This is a genomic window from Zunongwangia sp. L-65 (assembly GCF_056859415.1).
Window position 1 is genome coordinate 22,227 of the sequence record NZ_JBSXOK010000070.1, and the last position, 24,563, is coordinate 46,789.

Sequence of the window (24,563 nt, forward strand, 5' to 3'; positions counted from 1 at the left end):
ACAAATATTTACTATGCATGCATAAAGATTTTATGTTAGAATGTTTAGTAAAAAAATTTTCGGAAATTTGACGCATGCCAGTAATCCAAAGTAATTATACCGCTCCGCCTCTTTTTAAAAATGCGCATATCGCCACGATCTATGCAGCAACGCTTAGAAAAGTAAATTTTAAATCTGAAAAAAGGGAGCGTTTAGAATTAAGCGATGGCGATTTTTTAGATCTGGATTGGGCTTTTTCTAAAAACCAAACCAAAAAATTAGTGATTAGTATGCACGGACTGGCAGGAAATGCCAACCGACCGTATATGTTGGGAATGGGTAAAATCTTTACTGAAAATGGCTGGGATTACTGCGCAATGAATTTTAGAAGTTGTAGCGGCGAGATCAATAGATTATACCGAAGCTACAATGCCGGTGCTACCGAAGACTTAGAGGATGTGCTAAATTATGTTTTAAGGAAAAATAACTACGAACAAATTGCCCTAATAGGCTTTAGCCTTGGCGGCAATCTTTTATTAAAATATCTGGGCGAGCGTGACCAGCTGCCACCGCAAATAAAAGTGGCGGTTGCTGTTTCAACGCCTTGTGATCTTGGTGCCAGCCTGAAAGCTTTAAATCTTCCTAAAAATAAATTGTACACCAGCCGTTTTGAGAAGAATTTAAAAGATCAGCTTTTTGAGCGGCAACTGGCGTTCCCAAAAGAACTCGAAAAACAACAAATATCTGCCTGTAATTCGCTATTGGCAATCGATGAGCTGTATACGAGTCGTGCGCATGGGTATGCTTCAGCTTCAGAATATTACGAAAAATGCAGTTGCCTTCAGTTTTTGCCCAATATCAAGATCCCAACACTTCTTTTAAATGCTGAAAATGATACTTTTTTAACCTCAGCCTCATTTCCGAAGAAAATAGCCGAAAATTCTGCATTCCTGCATCTGGAAATCCCAAAATATGGCGGACATGTGGGCTTTATTCAGTATAAAAAAATGTATTATCAGGAAGAAAGAGCGCTTCAATTTATCACAAATCATCTTTAAGATCCTTGTAGTTTCCTTTCTTCAGCTAAATTATTCCATACTCTTTGCGCTGCTTAAGAATTGATTATCTTTGCACAACCGTAAAAATGAAGCATGATTCAATCAATGACAGGTTTTGGGAAAAGTGTACTACAGCTTCCCAATAAAAAGATTACCATAGAGATTAAATCTTTAAATAGTAAAAATCTGGATCTAAATGCCAGAATTCCTTCGCAGTATCGTGAAAAAGAATTGGTAATGCGAAATACGATTTCTTCGGCTTTAAAACGCGGCAAGGTAGATTTCTCCCTTTATGTAGAACAATCTGGTGACGAAACATCGGCATCTGTAAATGCTGAAGTTGTAAAAGCTTACATTAAACAAATGATGGATCTTAAATTACCAGGTATTGGTAGCCAGAGTGATGCCCAGCTTTTAGAAATTGCCATGCGTTTACCCGATGCGTTAAAAACGGAACGTGAGGAAATTGACGAAAATGAGTTTGCTGAAATCGAAAAAACCTTAGAAGAAGCACTTACTGAAATTAATGAATTTAGAACTGCCGAAGGTGCGGCTTTAGAAAAGGATCTCAAACTTCGCGTTAGCAATATTGCTGATTTGCTGAATGAAATTATGCAGATAAACCCGGAACGTGTAGAGAATGTACGCGAGCGTCTTCGTAAAGGAATTGAGGATTTAAAAGAAAATGTAGACGAAAATCGCTTTGAGCAGGAATTGGTATACTACATCGAAAAATACGACATCACAGAAGAAGAAGTTCGACTTAAAAACCACCTCTCTTATTTTACCGAAACACTGGGTACAGAAGACAGCAACGGTAGAAAATTAGGGTTTATTGGCCAGGAAATGGGACGTGAGATTAATACCATCGGTAGTAAAAGTAACTATGCTCCAATGCAGCAACTGGTAGTACAAATGAAGGACGAGTTGGAAAAAATTAAAGAACAGGTCTTAAACGTACTATAATAGCATTTATACCAAATTAAAGTAAAGCACCATGAAAGAAGGGAAGCTAATTGTATTTTCAGCTCCGTCTGGTTCAGGCAAAACCACTATTGTTAGACATCTCTTAAAACAGGATGATTTAAAGCTTGACTTTTCCATCTCGGCAACCTCTCGTGCCCCCCGTCCTAACGAAATTGATGGTAAGGATTACTATTTCCTATCTTTAGAAGATTTTAAAAAGAAGATTAAAAACGACGAATTCCTGGAATGGGAAGAAGTTTATCGCGATAATTTTTACGGAACGCTAAAAGCTGAAGTGGAGCGAATTTGGGAAAAAGGAAAACACGTTATTTTTGATATTGATGTAGTGGGCGGTTTAGATATAAAAAAGATCTACCCTGAAAAAACCCTGGCTGTTTTTGTAAAACCACCGAGTATTGAAGAGTTAAAAATCAGGTTAAAAAAACGTAAAACTGAATCGTTGGACAAAATCAATATGCGTGTGGCCAAAGCCAGTATCGAGCTTGCCACTGCACCGCAATTTGATTTTATAATCGAAAATAATGATCTGGAAGTCGCTTTAAAAGAAGCCCATGACCTGGTTGCAGATTTTATAAAAAAGTAAGATGAATAAAAAAATCGGACTTTTCTTTGGAACATTTAATCCCATCCATATTGGGCATGTGATTATCGCAAACCATATGGCCGAGTTTTCAGATCTTGATGAAGTATGGCTGGTAGTGACTCCACATAACCCCCATAAAAAGAAAAGTACGCTTTTAGATAATCATAACCGCCTGGATATGGTATTTATGGCCTGTGAAGAATTTGAGCATTTACAGCCCAGCGATGTAGAGTTTAGATTGGAGCAGCCTAATTATACGGTAAAAACCCTGGCACATCTTCAAGAAAAATATCCAACAAATGAGTTTTGCCTTATTATGGGGGAAGACAATCTAAAGACCTTCCATAAATGGAAAAATTATGAGGTAATTTTAGACAATCATTCGCTGTATGTATATCCAAGGAAATCCGGTGGAAAGGTCGAAAATCAATTTAAAGATCATCCAAAAATCACCCGCGTAGATGCCCCGGTTATAGAAATTTCTGCAACATTTATTCGGGATTCCATAAAAGAAGGTAAGTTTATAAAACCTATGTTACCGGCGAAAGTTTGGGAATACGTAATCCATAACAACTTTTATAAATAGCAGAAAAAAAGAATCTCGATTATAGATTCGCTTTACTACCAAAGTTAAAATAACGACAGTCAAAACCAATAGTAGATAGGCGAAAGGCTAGCAATTAAAAAACCGCCCTGTATCTCTCATACAAGGCGGTTTTCAAACTAAATAACCAACCAAAAAAACTAAGAAATCTTCTCTGGTTTAGGAGAAGAACAATTTAATAACGCAGGGCGTTCTATTAAGATTGTCTTTAAAGATCGCTATTTTGTGTTAAATTTTTGCCATACTTACGCCCATACCGACTTCAGAAATTTTAAAGCCCTTTATAATCTTTATTTTTGCAGTACGTACAACAAACCAAACACATGAGTACAACTTCTAATATAGCTGTTATTGGCGGAGGTAGCTGGGCAACCGCGATCGTAAAAATGCTAACCGAAAATCTTGAAAAAGTACATTGGTACATGCGAAGCGTTTATGCGGTAGAACATTTAAAAAGACACGAACACAACCCTAATTATCTTAGTGATGTAGAGTTTAATATTAATCAACTTCAACTTAGCAATGATATTAACGAAATAGTTGATTCTGCCGATGTCTTGATTTTTGCTATTCCTTCTGCATTTTTAAAATCTGAATTAGATAAACTTACTGTTCCTTTAGAAGGGAAAACGATATTTTCAGCAATAAAAGGGATTGTACCTGAAAGCAGCTTGATTGTTGGAGAACACTTCAATAAATTTTACAATATCGGTTTTGAGAACATCGGGGTAATTACCGGCCCATGCCATGCCGAAGAAGTAGCTTTAGAGCGTTTATCCTATTTAACAATTGCCTGTAGTGATGAGGATAAAGCAAAAATGCTGGCCGGCTTCTTATCGAGTGATTACATCAAGTGTAAAACCAGCGACGATATTGTTGGAACTGAATATGCTGCGGTTTTAAAAAATATTTATGCAATTGCTGCAGGAATTGCTCATGGGCTTGGATATGGTGATAACTTCCAGAGTGTCCTAATGAGTAATGCTATTCGTGAGATGAAAAAATTCATCAAGAAAGTACACAAAATGAAGCGTAATATTAATGATTCTGCTTATTTGGGTGACCTTTTAGTAACCGGATATTCTGTATTTAGTAGAAATAGAATGTTTGGGAATATGATCGGGAAAGGCTATACCGTTAAAAGTGCCCAAATGGAAATGAGCATGATTGCCGAAGGCTATTACGCCACTGCCAGTGCTTATAAAATCAATGAAGAGCGTAAAGCAAAAACACCAATTATCAATGCGGTTTACGCCATACTTTATGAGGGAAAAAATCCTAAAAAGACCTTTAAAAAACTTGCCGACAAACTGGATTAACTGGTAGCCAGATAATGACCCCTTATCTCTTACAGGCGTCGATTAAACGAAAAAGAACTAGCGCGCGTCTATTTCTTAATTACATTTAATGCATAATTTAAAATCCCTCTAAAAAAATACAATGAGTAAAAGACTTCTAGCAGGATGGATTATCCTATCTATCCTTGTTATTTCATGTAGTGACAGCAACAACAATTTTGATGAGAACGAATACACTCAGGAAAATTTCAAAATTAACAATGATGCCGGAACATTAGAAAACGTATTGAACCGAAATGGTGCAGGAGTATTGAGTATTTCTTCCATCACTGCGATCAAAGCAAATCGTTCAAAACAAGCGGTTGAAGACGAAGATCCGCAGGTAAGCAATATCGCTTTAGAGCAAATTGCTACTGTAGATCCACCAATTGTAGACGGAACAACACTTAGAGCAAGCCATGTAAAGATCGATGGAAATTACGCCTATGTAACCTATATGATGGAAGGCGAAGCCTATCTTGGGGGTGTAGATATTATTAATATTGAAGACAAGACCAATCCTTTTGTGACTAGCCGGGTAACTTCAGATATTGTAGATTTTACCTCTGCCTATTTCAGCAATGGTAGATTATACTTTGCTTCTGCAGTAGATACTGATGAACTTTTAAATCTAGAATACCGGGCGAATCTTGGATATGTAAATGTCTCGGCAGGGAACTTTTTACAAAACTTTCAATTAAAACCTATTGAAGGAAATGTTGCGGTTGATATTTCAGGTTTTGACGATAAAATTATTGGTGTTAGTGGTGCCACTGGTGTTTTAGGTCTTTATGATGCAGCAAGTTTGGAAACTATAGCAGAACAACCTATACCAGACCTTAGATCGATAGCTTACGGAAATAACAAAATTGCCGTGTTAAGTGGAAGTGAAGGCCTAGCCATGTATAATCCCGGAGACCTTTCTGTTTTGAATAGAATTAACACTCCAAACCTAGCCAGTGAATCTAAACGAACCATTGCATTTAAAGATCAGGCAATTTTAGTTGCTGAAGGCGGTAATGGAGTAGGCATATACGATAGTAATTCCGGAAATACATTGCAACAATTAAGTATCCCCCTACCTGTTGATGCAGCATATGATAGTGAGGATGTGGTTACAAATGCAGTTTCTATTGCCGGAGATTTTATTTTAATGGCCAACGGCGGTGCCGGATTTGGAATTGCCAAACTGGATGAAAACAATACTCTTGTAGAAGAAGGTATTGTTGATTTAGAAGGCTCTTCTAATTACATCCAATCTGATGGCGATTATATTTTTGTAGCCTCTGGAACTGGCGGATTAAAAATCATCAAGGTTAGTCAACCAGAAGCAACCGATAATTTTGCAGCATGCGAATCTTATGATGTTTATAGAGGAAACTCCAACTTAAATGTAAATAGCAATCAGGTTATGGCATATCGTGGTGCTGCAACGCTAAAAAACCTAAATGTTGGTGGAGATTTCACTTTCTGCGGATCGATAAACATTCAAAACAGTACTAATATTAACAGCCAGGGAACATTTAATATGCGTGGCGCAATGGCCGTAGGAATTTTTGGAAGAAATCATGATCTTAATATCAATAGTGGTTCTGTTTTAAGAATAGAAGGAACTCTTGTGGTATACGGAAATTTAAACCTAAATAGCGGATCGACTTTAGAGTTTATTGGAAACGGCTCTAGAATTCATGTATTTGGAAACGTAAGACAAAATAGTGGTAGTACTGTAATTGGAAACTACATCGACACTTCTAATAAACTTAAGTAAGCATAGTTAGAAAAACACATAAAAAAAGCCTCTGAAAACAGAGGCTTTTTTTATGTGTTTTATTCTGCTAAAATGCCCATCTTGGGTATAATTGGCAAGTCTTTTTGTTTGTCTTTGCTAACGGTATTTTTCTTAAAAACAAACGTCTTTTCAAACATCTTATGGTCAGCAAAAAAAGTCACCTGATACTCGTTAGTAAGCTCTAAAACTGCATCCTGAATAAATTCTATCTTCGCGAAAGAATGTGGTGGTAATTTTTCAAGTTTATGGCGCATCACCGATGTTTCTTTGGCACCATCATAACCTTTAGCTACGATCAGGATCATTTCAATAGAAACATTCTTATTATTAATGATATAAGCATTCCACTCCTCTGCCTGAAATTCTTCATTAAATTCCCTTACCGCAGCAACATGAACTTTTTCAACCTTAGGAATTTCTATATCCTTTTTCAAAATACAATCTTTTTAAGATTCGCTTTCAAATTTTTCCTCCCACTTATGTTTAATCATATGCCAAAGCACAAACAATACTACTGCAGCAATCGCCAATACAATTAAACCTATGGTAATTTTTAAAACCGCTATAGCTAAATAGGCGGCAACACCTAAAACTATTACCGCAAGAATAATAAAACCAGACTTTTTCATAAGCTCCATTTTTGCGGTAAGTTCGTATTTTAAAAGCTGTTGTTCTCTCAACAAACTCATAAAATCTTTCTGTCAGAACTTAGATAGACGATTTAAACTGTTCCAGGAATCGCACATCGTTCTCATAGAACATACGAATATCGCCAATTTGATAAAGCAACATCGCGATACGTTCTATCCCCATTCCAAATGCAAAACCAGAATATTCTTTAGGGTCGATATTACAGTTCTTTAGAACGTTAGGATCCACCATACCGCAACCTAATATCTCTAACCAGCCAGTTCCTTTTGTTATTCTATAATCGGTTTCTGTTTCCAGCCCCCAGTAAATATCCAACTCGGCACTAGGCTCTGTAAATGGAAAATAAGAAGGTCTTAGCCTAATCTTAGATTTTCCAAAAAGCTGCTTGGTGAAATATAAAAGTGTTTGCTTTAAATCGGCAAACGAAACATTTTTATCAATATAAAGTCCTTCTACCTGATGGAAAATACAATGAGAACGAGCAGAAATAGCTTCGTTCCTAAAAACACGCCCGGGAGAAATTGTTCTGATTGGTGGCTTATTATCTTCCATATATCTTACCTGTACCGAAGAAGTATGTGTTCTTAGTAGAATATCTGGATCGGTTTGGATAAAAAATGTATCCTGCATATCTCTTGCCGGATGATACTCCGGTAAGTTTAATGCGGTAAAGTTATGCCAGTCGTCTTCGATCTCTGATCCTTCAGAAACATTAAAACCTATATTAGAAAAAATCTCTATGATTTGATTTTTCACTATTGAAATAGGATGACGGGAACCAATCTCTAAAGGTTCTGATGGTCTGGAAAGATCACCATAAACGCCTTTTTCTTCTTCCAGGCTGTCCAAACGCTCTTTTAGCTCGTCTACTTTTTCCTGTGCAGCCGTTTTAAGTTCGTTAACCGTTTGTCCAAAATCTTTCTTTTGTTCGTTAGGAACGTTCTTAAATTCAGCAAAGAAGCCGTTAAGAATACCTTTTTTACCAAGATATTTTATTCTGAAATTTTCAATCTCCTCTTTTGTCGTAGCATTAAAGGCTTTAACATCAGTAATATGTTCCTTAATCTTATCAATCATAGATTCCATTCTTATAAGATGGCAAATTTATAAAAATTTACGCCTATAGCCCTTATTAAAAACCGATAAAACAAAAGCCCGGAAAGAGAAAATTAATCGAACTGATTTATAACTTTTGAAGTTTCGGCATCGTGAAAAACATACTTCATTAAGAAGAAGACCGAAAAAGCGCCAAAGCTATGCCACAACCAGTGCGTTCCCATAGAGAAATGAATATAACGATCTAATACCCGAAAGCTTATGGCCATTATAAAGCTAATTACTGCAAAAGCCATAAACCTAAAATGCTTAAACCTTGTTTGATAAACATGAATGCCAATAGGCAATAATAGTCCGATTGCCGTAGCGATATACGAGTAGGTTTGGCCATGTGATCTAAACGGAATAAAACGTACTCCTAAAACCAATAAAAGCACCAACAACATCAACCCCAGTACCTGCCTTTTTTTAGAACTGGCTTTAGAAGCAAAATAAAGTGATGCCGACAAACATAGAATATCGATGGGCACCCAATCCATTAAAAGCCAGATTTCATGACTTCTTGTTGCATGATATATCGTACCTCCAATCCATCCTATAAACAAAACAGGTAAAGCAAAACTTAGAAATAACTGAGCCCTGAAATTTTTGTAGACACGGTACGAAAAATAAATTACGATCGCTAAAAAGAAAATATTGCTAAAAGTGTTAAACGGTTCTACAGGAAATCTTCCCGCTACAGTTTCAGTATAGATAGGCCCAGAATCGTTGGGAAAATCGGTAAAAAAAAGCAACGCGTTCATTTAAGATATATATTCTTTTTCAAGAAAATATTGCACAATAGCTTCTTTCATCAAAACACTTTGCTCTCCAGCTTTTAAATTGGGAAGCTGCTCTAACACCTTATAATGCGGCCAACCATCATCATCAAAATAATCAAACTCATAATATCCGTAAGGCTCCAATAACCTACAAATTGCAATATGCATTAAATCGACTTTTTGATCTTTTTTAAAACGACGGTGCAATTGCCCAAGTTCCTGTACCCCTATAATATAAATTACAGCATCTAACTCCATAACCTCCCCATCAGCAAATTGATTTGCTAATTTTTGCTGAAGGTTTTCCCACCGCTCTTTTAATTTCTCGTCTCTTGCCATGCTGCAAATATAAGTTTTGCGATCAAATTATTTATATTTGATTAGATATCATTAACATGGATAATTTTGAACCTCAGGAAGAACCAAAACCTAAATATATTGGCAGAAGATTCCTAGCTGGCTGTATTGATTATACTATTGTAAATACGATTGCTTTTATGCTCATTTTTACCGTGGGGACACCAGACAATGAAGGAGTTTATCATCTAGAAGGTTTACCTTCACTAATCCCTATATTATTTTGGTTATTTTTGATCGTCTGTACCGAGACCTGGTTTGGTGCAACCGTAGGAAATTCGATGGTACGATTAAAACCTGTAACACTTTCCGGATATGCTACAAACATAAGTTTTACGCAGTCTTTACAAAGGCATCTTTTAGATCCTATTGACATGTTTTTCTTTGGAGTTGTAGGGATCCTGGTTATTCAAAGTTCAGATAAAAATCAAAGATTAGGTGATATTTGGGCAAAGACTACTGTAACAAAATATTAAATAAATTTACCAATAGCGAAAAGAAAAGCCTATGAACACCATAGATATTATCCTGGGAATTGTTTTGTTATACGGACTTATTCGTGGGTTCTTTCGTGGACTTTTTGCTGAAGTTGCCGCCCTTGTAGGGTTGATTGCCGGGATCTACGGAGCGATTTATTTTAGTTATATTTTAAGTGATTTTTTGGCCAGACATGTAAACTGGGACGAAGGTGCGATTAACCTCTTCGCTTTTGCCATCACTTTTATTCTTATTCTTTTTTTGGTGACCCTGGCAGGAAAATTTTTAACAAAAGTGGCCAATCTAGCTGCATTAGGAATGATAAATAAAATTTTAGGAGCAGTTTTTGGGCTTTTAAAACTAGCATTTTTAGCCAGTGTCGTGATTATGTTTTTTAGGGCTACAGAAGAACAAATTGATTTGGTTGAAGATAAAACTATTGAAGAATCTGTACTTTACCAACCTATAGCAATGCTCGCTCCTGTACTATTGCCCACTATTTTAAAAGAAGCCAGAGAACGTGATATCTGGAATCCCCTGGACAATTCTGAAGCTAAAGAAGACCAGCAAGGTGAATGAAATCTAAGATAAAGCAGAAATTCAAAAGATATCTTTTCTTCCCATAACGAAAAAAACCTAGAATTTTAAATTATAAACTTCATCTAAATTTTCATTCCCGGTTAAGTGAACATTAAGATCTTTTACGATACCAGTACCAACTCCATAAACCCAACCATGAATCACCACTTTTTGTTTATTTTTCCAAGCATTTTGTATAATTGAGGTTTCAGCAAGATCATACACCTGCTCGATTACATTCAATTCTACAAAGCGATCCCAACGGGCTTTTTCATCTTTTATCGTCTCCAGTTCGCGAACATGCATTTTATAAATGTCCTTTATATGACGAATCCAGTTATCGATTAAACCTATAGATTGATTATCCATAGCAGCTTTTACCCCACCACAGCCATAATGACCGCATACAATAATATGCTGCACTTTTAAAGCGTTTACTGAGTAGTCTAGCACGCTTAACATGTTCATATCGGTATGAATGACCATATTGGCAATATTACGGTGTACAAAGACTTCGCCAGGCTGCGTACCAATAATTTCGTTCGCAGGGACGCGACTATCCGCACAACCTATCCATAGTAAAGGAGGTTGTTGACCATTCTCTAACCGCTTAAAAAATTCGGGATCTGATTCCAGCTTACTGCTCACCCATTGCTTGTTATTTTCTAAAATCTGCTTATAAAAATCCATTTTACTTTTGTCTACAAGTAAGTCTTGACATTAATTGCAAAAATACCGAATAACTTTTGGGCTGTACTACTTTTCTAATTTAGTTATCAGCAGAATCTTGTATTATTGGCTTTAAGTATCGAAAACTTATTGATATTTTCAAAGATATGACAACTATCGAGGATAAGTTCAGGTTGATGGTATCTGCTTATGATTCGGTATGAACATTCAATATTTTACCCTTATCAAAAAGAAAAGGAACCTATACCAAGAGCTTCGGTAAAAAGTAATCTTACAGTTCTTTTAGATTTTCTTTTAGCATCCAGCCTTGTTTACCGTCGGCTATTTCAATTTTATACCATTCCTGATAATTTTCCAACAACTTGGCTTTAGTGCCTTCATGTAATAAAAAAGCAGGTTCCCCTCTTAGGTTGGGTTCGCTTCTAACCCCGGCTTCTTCAGCAAAAACAATGGCGTAATTATTATTTAGTTGAATATTTTGCTGGCTAAAAGCAAAGCATACGGAAACGATACAAAGAAATATAGAAACCATTGAGGTAATAAAAAAAATACGTTTTGACAGCGTAGTCCTTCCGTAATAATAAAACAAAAATAAAATAACGAAAAGCACCATAAACACAATAGCCAGCATGGCCCAGGTATTAAAACTAAATGTAGCGATTAGATCATCTATAGTTTTAGCAATACCTGTACGTTGTACATTTTCGATATCGTCCATTGCCATATTTCTGGCAAACTGAATATTATTTTTTACATCGGCATCGTTGGGCGCTAATTGCAATGCTTTCTCATAATAGTATATGCTTGGAGCGATATGGTTTAATTTGTAATGGGCATTTGCAAGATTGTAATATAAGGATACAGCAGTTTCGCCTTTATCCAAAATACTTTCATATTTTTTAATCGCATCTTCGTAATTACCATCGGCATAGGCTTTATTTGCCTGCTCAAAAAGTGCCTCATTTTGCCCAAAACCAATTGTAGTGCAAAAAACCAGCAGGATAAAAAAGATCTTTTTCATAATTACAATTGTTTATCTAAAGTTGATATTACATTGGCCGCCTTATCATAATCCTGTTTCATGGTATCCATAGATGCCGGCGTATATCTTGCAAATTCGCAACTTTTTAAAATCTCGATAAATTGAGTGGTTGTAGCTTGATCTACCCCCCTTTCTGTAAGAATCTCATTAATTCTCTCTTTGCTCATTTCACCGGTCTGGATATGCAATTTTGCTTTTAGATAATTATGCATTGCTCTTTCCAAAGCAATATAGAATTCCTGTTGCTGTCCAAGATTTTTTCGAGCTTCAGAGAGATATTTTCTTGCCAATTTATCTGCTTTCCGGATTCGGTTTCCGGTGATATCATTTGCTCTTGCTTCACGCTTCTTACCAAACATAATAATCAGTGGAAGTATGAGCAAAGGAATTATTAAAAGCGCCCAAAATAACCAGGATCTAAAAAATGCTGGTGCATTTAAAGGCTTTAGATTGGCATTAAGTTTTATATATCTAAACTGGTCACCACTAAGATTTACCGGCTGTTTATTCGAAGCTACCGTATTGTTATCCTTAGTAGCCGAATTAGTTGGCGCCCCAACAGGACCATTTTCAACATCAATAACGATATCATCTGTACTTATGCTTTTATAAGTCTCAGATCGCGGATCAAAATAAGAAAAATTTAGTCCAGGAATTGGATATTTACCTTTACGAGTGGGCACAATGGTATAATCTTCTGTAAGACTTCCCTGAGTCCCATTTAATGTGGAGCTAAAGTTCTCTTTTCTTTCCGGCTCATATATCTCTAATGAACTAGGCACCGTAAGATCTGGTAACTCAAAAAGCATTAAGTTACCACGACCTCTAACTTTTACTGAAGCGGTTAGTGATTCCCCGGCATCTAAGGTGGTTTTACTTGGATCTACACTAAACTCGAAACTTCCTACTGCACCGGTGAAATTTGCAGGTTTGCCCTGGGTGGGTAATGGCTTCACATCGATTTCACGGCTTGCTGAAGTTACTCGTTTCTCGACTGTTTGATAAATGACGCCTCCAAAAATACTTCTACGCTGACTAGGAACATCTACAGAAACTGAAATGGCAACTGGATCGATCTCTAATTTTCCGGTTTTTTGGGGATATAAAAGTGTTTTATAAACTACCGCATAGCGATAGGGTTCGCCTCTATAAGTGCCTTGCTCAAATCTGTACCCATTCATATTTAAGGTCTGACTCCAAAAATCGGGAAAGCTAGGATTATCTAACATCCTAAAATTACTTATCCCTATTCTTTCACTCACATAAAGTTTATAAGTCACGGTAACTGCCTCATTAAGATAAGGGTTGGGTTTCGATACTTCGGCAACAAAATGCAAGTTATCTTCCGGTACAATAGCAGCATCATTACCATCCTGAGGTCGCTCTACGGCATCCCCAACCTCTACATTTACCGGTGAAGTTTTATAAACTGTCCCGGCGACGGTAACCTGTGCCTGCCCGATCGTTTTAGTCCCTTTCGAATTGGGCTCAAGATAATAGCTATAGGTTTTAGAAAAGGTACTCTTCCCATTCACCCAACTGTTGCTTACCTGCTGGTTTGGTCCTCCCACTACTTTAAAACCTGTAAAGGAAGGTGGAGTAAAGTTATCCCCGTCTTTATTCATATTGAAATCAACACGTAAACGCTCGTTGATACCAATCTGCTCCCGGCTAACTTCTGCTGTAAACTTTACCTGTGCAGAAAGAAGTGAGGTCGTAAATAGAAACAGACTTAATATTATTAACTTTAATTTCATTTGTAAACCTTAATTCTAATCTAGATCTAGTTAATAAACTAACCTCAGGACAAGTACATGAGGCATGTATTAGAAAATTATTTTTTATTTCACTGCATCCCAATCGCTCAGCTACCGGGATCACAACCTGAACATCTAATCTCGATTATCGAGCAAAACTTAGAATGTTACCAGTCTTTATCTGACCGTGTTTTAACAGCTTTAGCTTTTTCGGCATTCATCTTATCCTGAGTTTTCTCTTCCTGGTTATTCATAGCTTCAAGCAGATTTTTAATCTGTTGTGGCGAAAGCTGTCCTTGTGCAGGTTGAGGTTGCTGCTGTTTTTGCTGATCGGGTTTTCCCTTTTGATCCTTTTGATCTTGATCTCCTTTATTTTGTTCGTTAGGATCCTGATCTTGGGGCTTTTCATTTTCCTGATCTCCTTCTCCATCTTTTGGATCCTGTTTTTCGTTATCACCTTCATCTTTAGGTTTACCGTCCTGATCCTTATCTTCTCCTTTGTCTCCCTGATTGTCCTGGTCCTGATCTTTCTGATCTTCGTTTTGATCTTTATTATCCTGGTTGTCCTGATTATCGTTATTATCCTTGTTTTGCTGTTGCTCTTCTTCAAGTTTCTTTTTCGCTAAAGCAAGGTTATAACGGGTTTCATCGTCCGTAGGATCATTTCGCAAGGCATTCTTATAAGCTTCAACAGCTTCCTTATATTTTTTCTGCTTCATAAAAGAATTACCAAGATTATGATTTATCTTATGGCGGTCTTCTTTATTTTCAGAAACTTTATTGGCTTCCACAAACCTGGATTGAGACTCTCCAGATTTCTCACGATTATAATACAGGTTTCCCATATTATATTTTGCTGTGGTATTTGATGGATCTTTGGCTATGGCCTTTCGGTAAGCAGCTTCGGCTCCGGCAAAATCATTTTCACTTAACGCTTCTTCAGCTTGGTTCATATAAGCATTTGCTTCCTTAATAAGTTTTTCCGTCTCGTCATTTTGCTGGGCAATCCCGACCCTAGAAAAAAGCAATATTAAAATCAGGAAAAAAGAGTGTTGCGCAAATGTCATTTTAGCAGTTCTCATATTAATCCTTTTTTGTTTCATTAAACAAATTAAGCTTTTTAATCCACGCCGTACTTCTCTCCAAGAGAAATACGTCTAAAAACAGAAATATAAAGCAAAGCCCTAAAAACCACTGAAAATGCGATTGATAATCGGCAAATTGTTTCGCTTCAAATTCTGTTTTCTCTATGTTCTTTAACAAATCCTGTACCGTTTCTGCAACCTTGGCAGTTACATTCCCTTCGATATATTCTCCATTCGCTTCAGATGCGATTTGCTGCAGAGTATTAGGATCAAGTTTTGTAATGACGGTTTCCCCGTTTTGATCTTTTTTATAATTCTGAACCACCCCATTTCTTTTAATAGGAATTGGGCCTCCTTTTTCGGTTCCCACGCCAATGGTATAAATTCTAATCCCTTTCTCGGCAGCTTCATCAGCAATAGATTCTACATTACCTTCATGATCTTCACCATCACTGATAATGAAGAGTACTCGATTTGTTTGGTTATCGTCATCATAATAGGTTGTAGCCAGATCGATTGCATCACCAATAGCAGTTCCCTGAGAACTTATCATATCGGTATTTAAGGCCTGGAGGAACATTTTTGCAGCTGCATAATCTGTAGTAATAGGTAACTGCGGAAATGCACTTCCTGCATAGGCTATAATCCCTACACGATCACTGCCTAAACCTCCTAAAATTTGCCTTACAATTTGCTTCGACTTTTCCAGACGGCTGGGAGCGATATCTTCGGCGTCCATACTTTTAGAAACATCGATCGCAAAAACAATATCTACTCCTTCGCGTTTAACCGTTTCCATAGTGGTTCCCATTTTAGGGTTTACCAGAGCAACGACCAAACAGGCCAGCGCCAAACAAACTAAAATCAATTTAAGTATAGGCTTAAAATTCGATTTATTGGGCGCCAGTTTTTGTAAAAGCTCATCACTGGCAAAGCTTTTACGGGCTTTTCTTTTCCAGATTAACAGGAAAATAAAAAGTACCAGTATCACCGGGATAACCAGAAACAGCCAAAAATATATTTCTTCTTCAAATACTAACATCGCAAGCCTTATATAAAACTTCTAAATAGGGTATACCTCAACAACAATTCGAATAGTAATAGTGCGCCGGCAAGTAATGCAAAAGGGCGAAATTTCTCGTCGTAATTGGTATACTTAAATTCTTCGATTTCTGTTTTTTCTAATTGATCGATTTCATCATAGATATCCTCCAACTTCTCGTTATTGGTAGCTCTAAAGTACTTTCCTCCCGTTTCATCAGCAATTTGCTTTAATAGATCTTCATCGATCTCTACCTGGCGATTACCAAATTGAAAACGACCATTAGCTGCAATACCTACGGGAGTTAACGCCATACCATTTGTACCAACCCCAATCGTATACACTTTAATACCAAACTCCTTTGCTAATTCACTAGCTACTTTTGGATCGATAAAACCTGAATTATTTACCCCATCGGTAAGTAAAATAATCACTTTACTTTCGGCTTTACTATCTTTTAATCGATTCACCGAAGTAGCCAAACCTGAACCTATTGCTGTACCACTTTCTAAAATATTATTAAACTCAACATCTTCCAATGCGCGTAACACAACCGATTTATCACTGGTAATTGGTGTTTTGGTAAAACTTTCTCCGGAATAAAGCACTAATCCTATACGATCTGAAGGCCGGCCTTTTATAAATTCTTCCCCTACCGCTTTTGTAGCTTCTAATCGGTTTGGCTGTAAGTCTCTTGCCAGCATACTGGCCGAAACATCTATTGCCATAACAATATCGATCCCCTGGGTACTGTTGGTTCGGGTAGAAACATCTACTGTTCTTGGCCTTGCCAAAGCAACGATTAATAAAGCCAGCGCCAATATCCTTAAAATGAAAAGAACGGGTCTTAATTTTGCCAAAATACTGGATTTAGCTTTAAACCCCTGAATACTTGACATCCTTAATGCCGGTGTTTGCAGATTTCTTTTCCAGAAATACCATGCGATCGCCACCGGAAGTAAAATAAACAACCAGAAAAACTCAGGATTTTCGAAAGTGAAATTCGCAAACATTAATTATTCAATTTTATAAGTTCTACTGAATTAATGATCCTTCCAGAGATTTCGTCAGCATAACTGTCGTCTTCATCGTAAATTACAGTGATTTGCTGGAAGCCACCATTTTCAGCAAAATTCAAAATACTATATTTTTTAGGTTTAATTTCGTCGTTCACAGGATTCTTTATTTCCAGGGTACCAAATACTTTTACACCCTTGGCCCCATTTACCGTGGTAAATTCTTCCTGTTTCATTACAATATTTTGGGCTCCCTGATTTTCTAATTCCTTATAAACACCGTCTACTCCCGTTTTAAGATCAAACTGGTCTTTTTTGGTGAAGATGCGGGTACTTAAACTGGTATAAAAATTACTCACCAAACTACCAAAAGCAAACATTTGTGCATCGGCATAAGTTTGGGTAGCATCTTTGCTTAATTCCATTTCCTTTCTCACCAAGACCTCTGGAGTAGTTATGACTACGGGCGGCGTGCCATATTCGCTTCTAATCCACTCCCCTTCCAGTAATTCTTTGGTAGGATGCCCCCAGTAGGTATCGATCACATAATCCAGTCCTTTGGAGCTAATCAAAACAGCCAAAGCAATAAATATCACCAAAACACCGCCAGAAATACCAAAAATCAATCGTTTCTTACGCTTTTTCGACAGTTTATTCTGGCGATATTCTTCGTCCTGCATAAGCTCTTCTTCACTTGGCTCTGGCATCGACGATTTAACATCGTTAATAATCATCCGCGTTTTGTTACGATCCTCTTTTGCTGTAATTACATCAGGTCGGGATCCTGCAAATTTCGCCAAATCGGCTCTTTGTAGAATCTGTTTTAAATTCTGCAGTGTTTTTCCATGTAAATGAAGTACACCTGATTTTTGTTGCGCTTCCAGAAAATCTATTAACTCGGTCGAAGTACTCTCCATCGCACGATCATATACCTTTTCATCTAAATAACGTCTAACGGCATAGGTTAATCTCGAATAATACTCTTTAACCTCTCTATTTTCTATAAGCGTACTTTTATCTAGCTCATCCAGGTCTTTCATCGCCTGCTCGTATGGTGGTAATTTATTTTCCAGCGCTTTTTCTCTTCTGCGTTTTATAAAAAAGAATACTAAAACGCCCAATATCACCAGAATTAATAATAGCCACCAAACCCAAACTGGGATACTAAAACTTTTTGGAACTTCTACCGAAGGCTTTATAGGATACATTTGCTGCTGCGTAGTATCTACAGCAACATCTGCCACCTCAACACGCATTGAATCAGTTAAAAATGGTTTATTATTTATGATAATTCTTTGCTGCGGAATGGTATAAGAACCTGAGTCGAATTGTGTAAGGCTGTATTCTTTAAGAAGCTGAAATTTATTTTGTACCCTGGTCGTATCGGCGCCCAAGGATTCCACCACTTCTAAAGGGGAGAAAGTATTCCCTTCGGGAAAAACCACCAGGTTTGTAGAATCGGTTTCCACATTGATTTGGTATAAAATCTGCTCCCCAATTTTAATCTGAGCCGTATCAATACTTGCTGAAACCTGAGCTTCCTGCGCCATTGCAGGTAAAGCAAAAAAAGCAACGGCAATAATTAATATGGCCTGAAACTGCTTTTTAAAAGAATGTTTTTTATAAATAAAATCTAACAATTTATTTTTTTTCATCTTTATACGCTTAGCCTCTCCTTTTAAAATACCCTAAAAGTTTTTTCACATAACTTTCATCTACCCTGGTATTAATTACTCCTGCTCCACTTAGGGCAAAGCTTTCTTCGAAATATCCTACCCGCCCCAAATAATACTCGGTATAGCTGCGCCTTACTGCCTTGCTCCCGGTATTCACAGTGATATATTCGTTGGTCTCTTCATCCAACATTTGTACCAAACCAATATTAGGAATTTCCTTTTCTCGCTGGTCGTATACCCTAATACCTGTAACATCGTGACGATTTCCGGTAATCTTAAGCGTTTGCTGATAATCATCCCCCATAAAATCGGATAGCACAAAAACGATGGCTTTCTTCTTCATCACATTCGATAGATATTTCAGGCCTAAACCAATATCGGTCTTCTTACTTTTTGGCTGAAATTCTAATAATTCCCTTATAATCCTTAAGACGTGAGATTTTCCTTTTTTGGGAGGTATATAATTTTCTATTTGGTCTGAAAACATCAACAAACCAATCTTGTCGTTATTCTGGGTTGCAGAAAATGCTAAAGTTGCCGCAATTTCGGTAATCACTTCTTTTTTAAACTGACTTTGCGTCCCGAAAAATTCAGATCCTGAAACATCGACCACCAACATCATGGTAAGCTCCCGCTCTTCTTCAAAAACTTTAACGAAAGGCTCATTATAACGTGCCGTAACATTCCAGTCGATATTACGAACATCATCACCAAATTGATATTGTCGCACTTCGCTAAAAGTCATCCCTCTTCCTTTAAAGGTAGAATGATATTCACCGCCAAAGATATGATCACTAAGGCGACGGGTTTTTATTTCGATCTTACGAACTTTCTTAAGTAACTCTTTGGTATCCATATTTTTCAATAAACAAATAACAATAATCAATTACCAAAGTGTTTTTGATAATTGCCAATTGATAATTGTGTATACCTACGGCACTTCGATCTCGTTCACGATCTTACCAATAATATCTTCAGAAGTTATATTTTCAGCTTCGGCTTCGTAGGTAATTCCTATTCTATGTCGTAAAACATCATAAACAACGGCTCTAACATCTTCAGGAATAACGTATCCCCTACGTTTTATAAATGCGTAACATTTTGCCGCAGTTGCCAGGTTAATACTACCACGGGGGGAAGCACCAAAGCTAATTAATGGTTTTAGATCTTCTAAACGGTATTTCTCTGGCGTACGGGTAGCAAAAATAATATCCAGAATATATTTCTCGATCTTCTCGTCCATATATACCTCACGTACCGTTTGCTGTGCTCTTAATATCTGCTCGATACTTACCACCTGATTTACCTTCTCAAAACTTCCTTTTAGGTTCGCTCGAATAATTAATTGCTCTTCCTCTAATTGCGGATATTTAATGACGGTTTTTAGCATAAAACGGTCTACCTGTGCTTCAGGTAAGGGATAAGTTCCTTCCTGTTCTACCGGGTTTTGCGTTGCCATTACTAAAAACGGCTTATCTAATTTAAAGGTTTCGTCACCAATAGTCACCTGCTTTTCCTGCATTGCTTCCAGTAAAGCCGATTGTACTTTTGCCGGTGCACGATTAATCTCATCTGCAAGCACGAAATTGGCGAAAATAGGCCCCTTTTTTATACTGAAGTCATTAATCTTCATATTATAAATAAGCGTACCTACAACATCCGCAGGAAGTAAATCTGGTGTAAACTGAACACGACTGAAAGATCCATGAACAGCTTGAGATAATGTGTTAATCGCCAGGGTCTTTGCAAGTCCAGGAACACCTTCTAAAAGGATATGTCCCTGCCCCAGTAAGCCTATAAGTAAACGCTCTACCATGTGCTTTTGCCCCACGATCACTTTATTCATCTCTTTGGTTAGCACATCTACAAAAGCACTCTCCCTTTCAATTTTTTCATTTAGACTGGCGATATCTAAAGAAGATTGATTATCTGTCATTATTCTAATTAGATTTTAAAACGTGAATATACAACCATACTGCGGTCGTAGCAAATTCAATATTATTAAACTTTCGGGTATTCAATAATCTATATTATTTGTTTTGAGCATAAATTTAACGGAATGCTCTAAATTCTATTGTGTATCAGTGATTAATATTTTTTAAAAATATAAAAACTCCGCTTTATTTTTTATTTTCTGGTCAAAGTTCTTAACCAAACTGGATAAATTGAGTAAAATGTATCCAAAGTATATTCTAAAAACAGCTTTAGTAAACCACCTCAAGACATCTCCACCCCAATAACTACCGGACCGGGAAGGAACAAAGTATTTAATCTTTATTGCTTAAAATAAAAAAAGGTGCTTAAAAAGCACCTTTTACATAAGTATTATTAACTAAGTTTCTTTCTTTATTCCAGAAACAAAGTCTCTACATCTGTAGTACCGTCATCATCCACCTCTACATTATCTTTAGTAATAGGATCTAAGCCAGAGATTGGATCGGGCTCAACCTTAATTTGATAAGTTCCTTCTGGTACACCGTACAATGCAAATTCTCCACTGGCATTGGTATAAGCAGAAATACGATTTGAAGCATTTGTAGCAGTCACTAAACTTCTAAATTCTGAAGGATGAACTTTCCCCACGATCTTCCCGGCATCATCCTCTACAGATAAACGAATTACAGGTTTTAATGTATAGCCTCCGTTACCCTGAGTAACAATAGATTCATCTACATCAAAATCTAAAATATAAAGGTACTCTTCGCCAGGTTCAAGCTCTTCGTTAATATTTAATTTTAAACCTGATTGCTGTGCACTTGGTGTTGCTAATGGGAATTCTTCTCCGTTTACAACTATGGTATTATCGTTTCCTAATACCAAACGAATCTGCCCGGCATACCCAGGGGCGATTTCTTCATCAGCCAATAATTGCGAAACTCCACCGGTAAGCTCCAATAGATTATAAATTCCGGCTTCAGTATCTAAAGTTACCCAACCTTCATTTTCGTCTTCTTCTACTCCGGTTTGTACTCTAACTGCTTCCACATCGATATTTACAGCATCATAATCTCCTGGTGCATCTACCATTCTTACAGAAATTCGGGCATTCCCTTCTGCTCCGGCAGAATCATCGTCGTCGCTACAAGAGGTTAAGGCCAGTCCTGTAAATACTAATAGAAATAAAGTTTTAAAATTTAAAAATTGCTTTCTCATAAAAATAGATTTGGTTTATTCAGCCTAGATAACGGCGTGAAATTAAAATCATTTTCAACCTTTATTCACATTAACGCTTTTTAACAAGATTTAAATGCTTATTAATTCATCTAAGCCCTTTACTTGCAAATACTTTAGTACTTTAGTCTTAAAAAAACATTAACAATGAAAACTGCACTAATCACCGGCGCAACAAGTGGAATAGGAAAAGCAACCGCTAGAATTTTTGCGGAAGAAGGATTTAATTTAATTATATGCGGAAGAAGAGAAGGAAGATTAAACGAACTTAAAGAAGAATTACGCAAAATTACTGAAGTTTTAAGTTTAAGTTTCGATGTTCGTGACAAGGAGGAAGTTTTTAAAAAGATTGAAAATTTACCTCCAGATTTCTCAAATATCGATATTCTAATTAATAATGCCGGAAATGCGCATGGTCTGGATCCCATACAAGACGGATCTATAGACGATTGGGAGGCTATGATAGATATAAACCTAAAAGGTTTACTTTATGTTAGCAAAGCGGTAATTCCGGGAATGATCGACAGAAAATCAGGACATATTATTAATATTGGTTCTACCGCCGGTAAAGAGGTTTACCCCAACGGAAATGTCTATTGCGCCAGCAAACATGCCGTTGATGCTCTTAATCAAGGAATGCGAATAGACCTTAACGGTAAAGGGATTAGGGTTGGTGCTATCAATCCGGGGCTTGTGAAAACCGAATTTAGTGAAGTTCGTTTTAAGGGTGATTCTGAAAAAGCCGAAAAGGTTTACCAGGGTTTTGAAGCTTTACGGCCAGAAGACATTGCAGACATTATTAGATTTGTGGTTACAAGACCTTATCATGTAAATATTGCCGATTTAATCGTGATGTGTACCGCACAGGCTACCAGCACTATCGTAGACAGGAAATTACTATGATTAACAAACGGCTTCTTATCAAAAACCTTTTAGCGCATAACGACGAGAATAGCTTTTATGATAAAAAGTTACAACTGAATATAGGCGAAAAAGAAGGAAAAGCTAAGTTTCTAAAACACATTTGTGCGCTGGCAAATTCTAATCCTAAAAACAACTCTTATATTGTTATTGGGGTTAAAGACGAAGATAATGACATTGTGGGTATCGATTTCTTTGACGATAGTAAAATCCAAAATCTTATTAACGCATATTTAAGCAATCCGCCAAAAGTGATATACGAAAATATTCCTTTTCCGCATCTTCCCGATAATTTGGTTGTTGGTCTGGTAACCATTCGACCAAATAATGGTAGAATATGTTCACTAAGGAAAAATATCTGGAAATATTATGGCGGTTCTATTTTTCTTAGAGATGGTAGCATAAGCATGCCAAAGGATTTTGACATTAAAATTGAAGATGAGAATTCTGAGGTTGTCGCCTCGATCGAAAAACATGCACAGAATAATATAGAATTAACTTTAAACGGTGTTTTTGATTTTATAAAGCATCACAAAAAGTTAAACCCTACTTACCAGGTTTTTAAGGAATATTTTGTGGTATGCTGGGCAGGTAAAAAAAAATATACCAAAGGTGAAGTTTATTTTAGTCGTGTAGACATTGCATTAATTAATGAACAGGTAAAATTATTCTATTCAGATTTAGATGAAGTAAGTATTTCTTCTGATGCGAATAGCTTCAAAATTCTGGAATATGTGCATCTTGGATTGCCTAACAGCTATAAATACTATCCATTAGAAGAGGTTACGATTCATTTTAAAGATAATGCCACTTACGAAATCCAAAGTGAGCTGGTCTTTCAACCTCCATTATTCGATAAAAATACACTTTATCATATTTACAATAGCAATAATATGCTGGTAGAACGATTAAAAAAATTATTGCCACTTACTAAAAATCAGCGAAAGGATGTTAAAAACCTACCATCTACTTATTTGCTTTGTTATCTTAACGGCTTTGGAGAAGCGATGGAAAAACTGGAGGAGGCTAAACCTTTCCTAAAAAAATACAGTAGCCAGGCCTACCATTATTATAAAGAAAGTACACGAATTTTAAGAAAAGTAAAATATAGTTAATATGGGTAGAACGCTAAGCATTGGCGATATACACGGAGGATTAAAAGCATTAAAACAATTATTACACGATAAAGTTAAAGTTACTACAAAAGACACAATTATTTTCCTAGGTGATTATGTTGATGGCTGGAGTGATTCTGCCAACGTGGTATCTTATCTTATCGAATTAGCTAAAGATTTTGATTGCATTTTTATAAGAGGTAATCATGATGATCTTACTCATCAATATTTAAAAAGTGGTGCTATGACTGATCGATGGGTCATCCATGGCGGACAAAGTAGTATTGATGGCTACGCAAAATTATCTTCTAAAGAAATTCAACAGCACCTGCTATTTTTTTCAGCAATGCAGAATTATTATATAGACGACCAAAATCGATTATTTGTTCATGCCGGATTTACCAACTTACATGGACCGGAAAATGAATATTACGACACTGGATTTTACTGGGATCGTACGTTATGGGAAATGGCAATCTCTTTAGATCCTAACATTGAAAAAACCAGCGAATTTTATCCAAAACGACTTCAAATTTTTGATGAAATCTTTATTGGTCATACTCCGGTAACAAGAATTGGTGAATCTTTACCCGTGAACAAAGCAAGCATCTGGAACATAGATACCGGCGCAGCGTTTAAAGGAAGTATTTCTGCAATCGATATCAATACAAAAGAAGTTTGGCAAAGTGACCCCGTGTATACCTTATACCCTAATGAGGATGGTAGAAATTAAACTATTAGCCTAAAACATTTAGAACTTTGTAATTCAA

The 24,563-nt window shown here is 36.7% G+C and carries 26 protein-coding genes; 11 read left to right on the forward strand and 15 right to left on the reverse strand.

Annotated features, from left to right (window positions below; genetic code table 11):
- Nucleotides 1-74 precede the first annotated feature (74 nt).
- From AC13DP_RS15095 to AC13DP_RS15120, 6 genes are all read left to right on the forward strand, one after another.
- On the forward strand, nt 75-1,037 hold the full coding sequence (locus AC13DP_RS15095) for a YheT family hydrolase (RefSeq protein ID WP_483068052.1): 963 nt from the start codon (nt 75-77) through the stop codon (nt 1,035-1,037).
- Nucleotides 1,038-1,130: 93 nt separating this feature from the next.
- Nucleotides 1,131-2,003, forward strand: coding sequence for a YicC/YloC family endoribonuclease (locus AC13DP_RS15100; protein WP_483068053.1), 873 nt, complete (start codon nt 1,131-1,133; stop codon nt 2,001-2,003).
- 31 nt (nt 2,004-2,034) lie between these two features.
- Nucleotides 2,035-2,607 carry a guanylate kinase gene (gmk, locus tag AC13DP_RS15105; RefSeq protein ID WP_483068054.1) on the forward strand — a complete coding sequence of 191 codons (573 nt, stop codon included), beginning with the start codon at nt 2,035-2,037 and terminating at the stop codon, nt 2,605-2,607.
- Between the two features lies 1 nt (nt 2,608).
- On the forward strand, nt 2,609-3,193 hold the full coding sequence (gene nadD / locus AC13DP_RS15110; protein WP_013069846.1) for a nicotinate (nicotinamide) nucleotide adenylyltransferase: 585 nt from the start codon (nt 2,609-2,611) through the stop codon (nt 3,191-3,193).
- 341 nt (nt 3,194-3,534) lie between these two features.
- Nucleotides 3,535-4,530, forward strand: coding sequence for an NAD(P)H-dependent glycerol-3-phosphate dehydrogenase (locus tag AC13DP_RS15115; protein ID WP_228250857.1), 996 nt, complete (start codon nt 3,535-3,537; stop codon nt 4,528-4,530).
- Between the two features lie 121 nt (nt 4,531-4,651).
- The gene (locus AC13DP_RS15120) at nt 4,652-6,316 is read left to right on the forward strand and encodes an LVIVD repeat-containing protein (protein ID WP_483068055.1); all 1,665 of its coding nucleotides are present in this window, start codon (nt 4,652-4,654) and stop codon (nt 6,314-6,316) included.
- Nucleotides 6,317-6,375: 59 nt separating this feature from the next.
- Here AC13DP_RS15120 and AC13DP_RS15125 read toward each other — a convergent pair whose 3' ends face one another.
- From AC13DP_RS15125 to AC13DP_RS15145, 5 genes are all read right to left on the reverse strand, one after another.
- Nucleotides 6,376-6,771 (reverse strand): hypothetical protein, encoded by a 396-nt coding sequence (locus tag AC13DP_RS15125; protein WP_228250855.1) that lies wholly within the window; start codon nt 6,769-6,771, stop codon nt 6,376-6,378.
- 12 nt (nt 6,772-6,783) lie between these two features.
- On the reverse strand, nt 6,784-7,026 hold the full coding sequence (locus AC13DP_RS15130; RefSeq protein WP_013069842.1) for a hypothetical protein: 243 nt from the start codon (nt 7,024-7,026) through the stop codon (nt 6,784-6,786).
- 19 nt (nt 7,027-7,045) lie between these two features.
- On the reverse strand, nt 7,046-8,065 hold the full coding sequence (gene pheS, locus AC13DP_RS15135) for a phenylalanine--tRNA ligase subunit alpha (protein WP_013069841.1): 1,020 nt from the start codon (nt 8,063-8,065) through the stop codon (nt 7,046-7,048).
- A 92-nt stretch (nt 8,066-8,157) separates the two neighbouring features.
- Nucleotides 8,158-8,847: a membrane protein gene (locus AC13DP_RS15140; protein ID WP_013069840.1), complete on the reverse strand. Its 690-nt coding sequence runs from the start codon at nt 8,845-8,847 to the stop codon at nt 8,158-8,160.
- The gene (locus tag AC13DP_RS15145; RefSeq protein ID WP_013069839.1) at nt 8,848-9,204 is read right to left on the reverse strand and encodes a hypothetical protein; all 357 of its coding nucleotides are present in this window, start codon (nt 9,202-9,204) and stop codon (nt 8,848-8,850) included.
- Between the two features lie 56 nt (nt 9,205-9,260).
- On the opposite strand from AC13DP_RS15145, the gene AC13DP_RS15150 reads away from it, so the two are divergent.
- Entirely contained in the window at nt 9,261-9,698 is a 438-nt protein-coding gene (locus AC13DP_RS15150) for an RDD family protein (RefSeq protein ID WP_483068056.1), read from the forward strand.
- Nucleotides 9,699-9,729: 31 nt separating this feature from the next.
- A complete protein-coding gene (locus AC13DP_RS15155) occupies nt 9,730-10,278 on the forward strand; it encodes a CvpA family protein (protein WP_013069837.1) in 549 nt (182 codons plus the stop codon).
- Between the two features lie 57 nt (nt 10,279-10,335).
- On the opposite strand, the gene can is transcribed toward AC13DP_RS15155, so the two are convergent.
- The 10 genes from can to AC13DP_RS15205 form a co-directional block, all read right to left on the reverse strand.
- Nucleotides 10,336-10,968: a carbonate dehydratase gene (gene can, locus AC13DP_RS15160; protein WP_483068057.1), complete on the reverse strand. Its 633-nt coding sequence runs from the start codon at nt 10,966-10,968 to the stop codon at nt 10,336-10,338.
- 271 nt (nt 10,969-11,239) lie between these two features.
- Entirely contained in the window at nt 11,240-11,989 is a 750-nt protein-coding gene (locus AC13DP_RS15165; RefSeq protein ID WP_483068058.1) for an SH3 domain-containing protein, read from the reverse strand.
- 2 nt (nt 11,990-11,991) lie between these two features.
- Nucleotides 11,992-13,767 (reverse strand): BatD family protein, encoded by a 1,776-nt coding sequence (locus AC13DP_RS15170; RefSeq protein ID WP_013069834.1) that lies wholly within the window; start codon nt 13,765-13,767, stop codon nt 11,992-11,994.
- A gap of 167 nt (nt 13,768-13,934) precedes the next feature.
- The gene (locus AC13DP_RS15175) at nt 13,935-14,849 is read right to left on the reverse strand and encodes a tetratricopeptide repeat protein (protein WP_013069833.1); all 915 of its coding nucleotides are present in this window, start codon (nt 14,847-14,849) and stop codon (nt 13,935-13,937) included.
- A 1-nt stretch (nt 14,850) separates the two neighbouring features.
- The gene (locus tag AC13DP_RS15180) at nt 14,851-15,894 is read right to left on the reverse strand and encodes a vWA domain-containing protein (RefSeq protein ID WP_228250849.1); all 1,044 of its coding nucleotides are present in this window, start codon (nt 15,892-15,894) and stop codon (nt 14,851-14,853) included.
- An 8-nt stretch (nt 15,895-15,902) separates the two neighbouring features.
- Nucleotides 15,903-16,907: a vWA domain-containing protein gene (locus tag AC13DP_RS15185; RefSeq protein ID WP_013069831.1), complete on the reverse strand. Its 1,005-nt coding sequence runs from the start codon at nt 16,905-16,907 to the stop codon at nt 15,903-15,905.
- Nucleotides 16,907-18,565, reverse strand: a complete 1,659-nt coding sequence (locus AC13DP_RS15190) for a DUF4381 family protein (RefSeq protein ID WP_483068059.1) — start codon at nt 18,563-18,565, stop codon at nt 16,907-16,909. The genes AC13DP_RS15185 and AC13DP_RS15190 overlap by 1 nt, the downstream gene beginning before the upstream one ends.
- A gap of 10 nt (nt 18,566-18,575) precedes the next feature.
- Nucleotides 18,576-19,442, reverse strand: coding sequence for a DUF58 domain-containing protein (locus AC13DP_RS15195; RefSeq protein WP_013069829.1), 867 nt, complete (start codon nt 19,440-19,442; stop codon nt 18,576-18,578).
- 75 nt (nt 19,443-19,517) lie between these two features.
- Nucleotides 19,518-20,522: an AAA family ATPase gene (locus AC13DP_RS15200; protein WP_013069828.1), complete on the reverse strand. Its 1,005-nt coding sequence runs from the start codon at nt 20,520-20,522 to the stop codon at nt 19,518-19,520.
- 410 nt (nt 20,523-20,932) lie between these two features.
- On the reverse strand, nt 20,933-21,739 hold the full coding sequence (locus AC13DP_RS15205) for a DUF4382 domain-containing protein (RefSeq protein ID WP_483068060.1): 807 nt from the start codon (nt 21,737-21,739) through the stop codon (nt 20,933-20,935).
- A 165-nt stretch (nt 21,740-21,904) separates the two neighbouring features.
- On the opposite strand from AC13DP_RS15205, the gene AC13DP_RS15210 reads away from it, so the two are divergent.
- The 3 genes from AC13DP_RS15210 to AC13DP_RS15220 are packed head-to-tail and all read left to right on the forward strand — an operon-like array spanning nt 21,905 to nt 24,526.
- Nucleotides 21,905-22,660 carry an SDR family NAD(P)-dependent oxidoreductase gene (locus AC13DP_RS15210; RefSeq protein WP_483068061.1) on the forward strand — a complete coding sequence of 252 codons (756 nt, stop codon included), beginning with the start codon at nt 21,905-21,907 and terminating at the stop codon, nt 22,658-22,660.
- A complete protein-coding gene (locus AC13DP_RS15215; protein WP_228250846.1) occupies nt 22,657-23,793 on the forward strand; it encodes an ATP-binding protein in 1,137 nt (378 codons plus the stop codon). The genes AC13DP_RS15210 and AC13DP_RS15215 overlap by 4 nt, the downstream gene beginning before the upstream one ends.
- 1 nt (nt 23,794) lies before the next feature.
- Entirely contained in the window at nt 23,795-24,526 is a 732-nt protein-coding gene (locus tag AC13DP_RS15220) for a metallophosphoesterase (protein ID WP_483068062.1), read from the forward strand.
- The last annotated feature ends 37 nt before the right edge of the window (nt 24,527-24,563 follow it).